Here is a 3,984-nt window from a genome sequence, read left to right as displayed (position 1 = left end):
AAACAGGGGGCAATCTGGAAATACTTGTCATAGCCCGACACCATGATCAGCTGCTTGAATTGCTGGGGGGCCTGCGGCAGCGCGTAAAACTTGCCCGGATGCAGGCGTGACGGCACCAGAAAATCGCGCGCGCCTTCGGGGCTGGACGCGGTGATGATCGGCGTCTGATACTCGCGGAACCCACTGTCCCACATGCGGCGGCGCATCGATGCCACCACGTCAGAGCGCAGCTTCATGTTCTCCTGCATCGCCTCGCGGCGCAGGTCCAGATAGCGGTACTTCAGGCGGGTCTCTTCGGGGTACTCCTGATCACCAAAAACCATCAGCGGCAGTTCCTTGGCCGCGCCCAGCACTTCGATCTCGCGGATAAAAACCTCGATCTCGCCTGTGGACAGCTTGGGGTTCACCAGTTCAGGATCACGCGCCTTCACTTCGCCATCAATGCGGATGCACCACTCGGACCGGACCTTTTCAACATCGGCAAAAGCCGCCGAGTCGGGATCGCACAAAACCTGCGTAATGCCATAGTGATCGCGCAGGTCGATAAACAAAATTCCGCCATGGTCGCGCACCCGATTGACCCATCCGGACAGGCGGACAGTTTCGCCAACATTGGCGGCGGTCAGATCGGCACAGGTGTGGCTGCGATAGGCATGCATGGGTCAGGTCCTCAAACGGGTCATTGCGTCGGCCCGATACACCCCTTTGCCCCGCCGAAGTCAACCATCCGCTTCTTTCGAGCCCAAATATCCCCGCCGGAGGCCTCAAATTTCTTTGAAATTTGATCAGCTGTGGGTCGGTCTCAGCACAAACCGGCAGGCAGAGGCGCCCATCGCGCAACACGTCTCTTCCTCACAGCGCAGCCGGTCATCCACCAACCGGCGAAACAGCGTCTCGAACACGGCGCGATGCCAGTCACACAGCGGCACCTCGCTATGCTCGCCGCGCACAATCGGATTGTCGGCAATCTCAAAGGTCAGCGGCCCCACAACGGAAAACACACCCGACCCCGCAAAGGTCCAGGCGTGTTTCGCAATGGCCTTCGTCAACAATGGACCAGCGGCCTTTGCCGGCAAAAGGCGCAAGACGACCTGTGCTGCCCGTGGAATCCTGTGCGCCATGATATAGTCCGCCGTCCGCACCCCGGCCACCCAGGCAAGCGAAGGGGCCATATCGGGTTCGATCGCGCGCAAGGCCTGATGGACCCGCGCCGCAGGCCCCTCGGGCATCATGCCCGCGTCACTTGGCGGCCCCATCAGACCGGCAGAGGCCAGAACCTGATCGCGCAGCGCCACCCCACCGGCCTGCTCCAAGACCGGCAAAAGCTGTAGAATCGCATTAGGGCCAATCAGTCCCGGTTTGCGCATGGCATCCTCAAGCATCCTCCATCTGGTCAGACCCGCCGCCACAGGCCTTGACCTGCGCGCCATTGGGCATCTTGAAAGAGGCATTCCGCTCTACCGCGCGCTCCTTGCCCTGCGCCCGCACCGCGGCGCGGCGTTCGGCGGCCTTTGCGGCCTTGTCTGCGCTGGCCTCCCAATCCTCCATTTGCGCCTCGGCAAGCGTGCGGGTCTCGTCAAAGTGGAAATCCAGCTTTCCTTTCGACTGCGGACCCGTATAGCCGACCTTGCCCAAGTCATAGAAGGTGCGGGCAAATCCAGCCTTCATGAAGGCCTTGAGGCATCCCAGCAGATAGCGCCGCCGGAATCCGGTCCCGCGCCACGGATAGTGGAACAGGGCCTTGCGCATATAGAAGCGGCGATAGTTGTTCATCACCCCGTCCAGCAACTCGCCACGTTCCATCGCGGCAGGCTTCATGATCGGGGTCACGAAATTGTAGCGACTGAAATCGAAGACCTCGACCTTGTCTTTGAGTTCCTGAAACAGCGGGGTGAAGGGCCAAGGGGTATACATCGCCCAGTTCGCCAGATCAGGCTGCCAATCCCAGGCCATCTTGTAGGTCTCGTTCAGTGTCTCCTTGGTCTCATTGTCCAGCCCCACGATAAACTGCGCCTCGACCAGAATATCGGCCTCGCGCAGCAACCTGATCGCTTCCTTGTTCTCCTCGACCTTGGTTTCCTTGTTGAACTGGTCCAGCTTCAACTGGGCGGCGGCCTCTGTGCCAAGGCTTACATGCACAAGGCCAGCCTTACGGTAGAATTTCAGCAAATCGCGGTCGCGGTAGATATCGGTGACGCGGGTGTTGATGCCCCATTTCACACGGTCGGGCAGACCACGGGCAATCAGTTCCTCGCAGAACTGGATGAACTTCTTGCGGTTGATCGTCGGCTCCTCATCCGCGAGGATAAAGAAGCCCACACCCTGTTCATTCACAAGGCGCTCAATCTCGTCCACGACCTTCTTGGGATCGCGCACGCGGTAATCGCGCCAGAACTTCCACTGGCTACAGAACGAACAGGTAAAGGGGCAGCCCCGCGCCATATTCGGGATCGCGACGCGGGTGTTCAGCGGGATATAGATGTATTTCTCCCACTCCAGAATGGTCCAATCTGGGTCGATCCCGTCCAGATCCTTGACCGTGCTGGCCGCTTGGGTGGCGACGATCTCGTCACCGTCAATAAAGGCCAGCCCGTGGATCTGGCGCTTTTGCGCCGGCCAGCGCCCGTCGCGCACCGCCGTCATCAAGGCACAGATGATCTCTTCACCCTCGCCGCGCACGATCACATCGACCCAAGGGGCCTCGGTCAGGACTTGCTTGTACATGAACGTCGCGTGCACCCCACCCAAGACCCGCAGTGCGTTCGGCACCCGTTCTTGTGCCAGTCGCAGCACATCTTCGGCGCGGTAGATCGACGGGGTAATCGCGGTCACACCCACCACATCTGGCGCGATCTCGGCGATCCGGTCGGCTAGGTCCGCATCCGAGATGTCATTTGTCATGGCATCAATGAAATGGATATCGTCAAACCCCACACGGCGGAGCGAGCCCGTCAGATAGGCAACCCACGCTGGCGGCCAACTGCCTGCGATCTCGGCCCCACCCGAGCGGTAATTGGGATGAACGAACAGAATGCGCATGGGTGACTCCCTTATTGTGTAAGCTTAGCTTTACACAACTAAGTGTCAGTCTGAGTTGACATGGATCAAATGGCGATTTTCGAGTAGGCCGACCCCAAATTTCAAGAATCCTGATCCCCTCTTGCACATGCTGGCCCCATCCCTATAACCCACAACAATTTGCTGTATTTAGGGGGCCTGCCATGCCAAAGCGTACCGACATCAAGTCGATCATGATCATCGGCGCGGGCCCTATTATTATCGGTCAGGCCTGCGAATTCGACTACTCCGGCGCTCAAGCCTGCAAGGCCCTGCGTGAAGAAGGCTACCGGGTCATCCTTGTGAACTCCAACCCTGCGACGATCATGACCGATCCGGGATTGGCCGACGCGACCTACATCGAACCGATCACGCCCGAAATCGTCGCAAAAATCATTGAAAAAGAACGCCCTGACGCGCTTTTGCCGACGATGGGCGGGCAGACAGGGCTGAACACATCGCTGGCGCTGGCCGATATGGGCGTGTTGGAAAAATTCGGCGTTGAAATGATCGGGGCCAAGCGCGAAGCCATCGAAATGGCCGAAGACCGCAAATTGTTCCGCGAGGCGATGGACCGGCTTGGAATCGAAAACCCCAAGGCGACCATCATCACCGCACCGCTGGTGAACGGCAAACGCGACATCAAGGCGGGCCTGCAACTGGCCATCGACGCCATCGAATATGTGGGCCTGCCCGCGATCATCCGCCCCGCCTTTACCCTTGGCGGCACCGGCGGCGGCGTGGCTTATAACCGCGAAGAATATGAATACTACTGCCGGACCGGCATGGAAGCCTCTCCCGTTGGCCAGATTCTTGTCGACGAATCCTTGCTCGGCTGGAAAGAGTTCGAGATGGAGGTCGTGCGCGACAAGGCCGACAACGCCATCATCGTCTGCGCCATCGAAAACGTGGACCCGATGGGCGTGC

3 protein-coding genes and 1 pseudogene are annotated in these 3,984 nt (G+C 59.4%); 1 reads left to right on the top strand and 3 read right to left on the bottom strand.

Translation table 11 applies throughout. From position 1 onward, the window contains the following. From NWQ23_RS07430 to bchE, 3 genes are all read right to left on the bottom strand, one after another. Positions 1 to 659 (bottom strand): amino acid--tRNA ligase-related protein (locus NWQ23_RS07430; protein WP_306165630.1); only part of this gene is annotated, 659 nt, incomplete at its 3' end. A 126-nt stretch (positions 660 to 785) separates the two neighbouring features. Next, positions 786 to 1,367: a bacteriochlorophyll 4-vinyl reductase gene (gene bchJ / locus NWQ23_RS07425; RefSeq protein ID WP_306165629.1), complete on the bottom strand. Its 582-nt coding sequence runs from the start codon at positions 1,365 to 1,367 to the stop codon at positions 786 to 788. Between the two features lie 7 nt (positions 1,368 to 1,374). Continuing rightward, positions 1,375 to 3,039 carry a magnesium-protoporphyrin IX monomethyl ester anaerobic oxidative cyclase gene (bchE, locus tag NWQ23_RS07420; RefSeq protein WP_306165628.1) on the bottom strand — a complete coding sequence of 555 codons (1,665 nt, stop codon included), beginning with the start codon at positions 3,037 to 3,039 and terminating at the stop codon, positions 1,375 to 1,377. A gap of 182 nt (positions 3,040 to 3,221) precedes the next feature. Here bchE and NWQ23_RS07415 point away from each other — a divergent pair. After that, positions 3,222 to 3,984: pseudogene (locus NWQ23_RS07415) on the top strand (carbamoyl phosphate synthase large subunit); the annotation flags it as partial.

Origin of the sequence: Yoonia sp., from assembly GCF_030731595.1 — a bacterium.
Classification (GTDB): domain Bacteria; phylum Pseudomonadota; class Alphaproteobacteria; order Rhodobacterales; family Rhodobacteraceae; genus Yoonia.
Note: the sequence above shows the minus strand (reverse complement) of the source record. Positions and strands in the feature narration are given on the sequence as shown.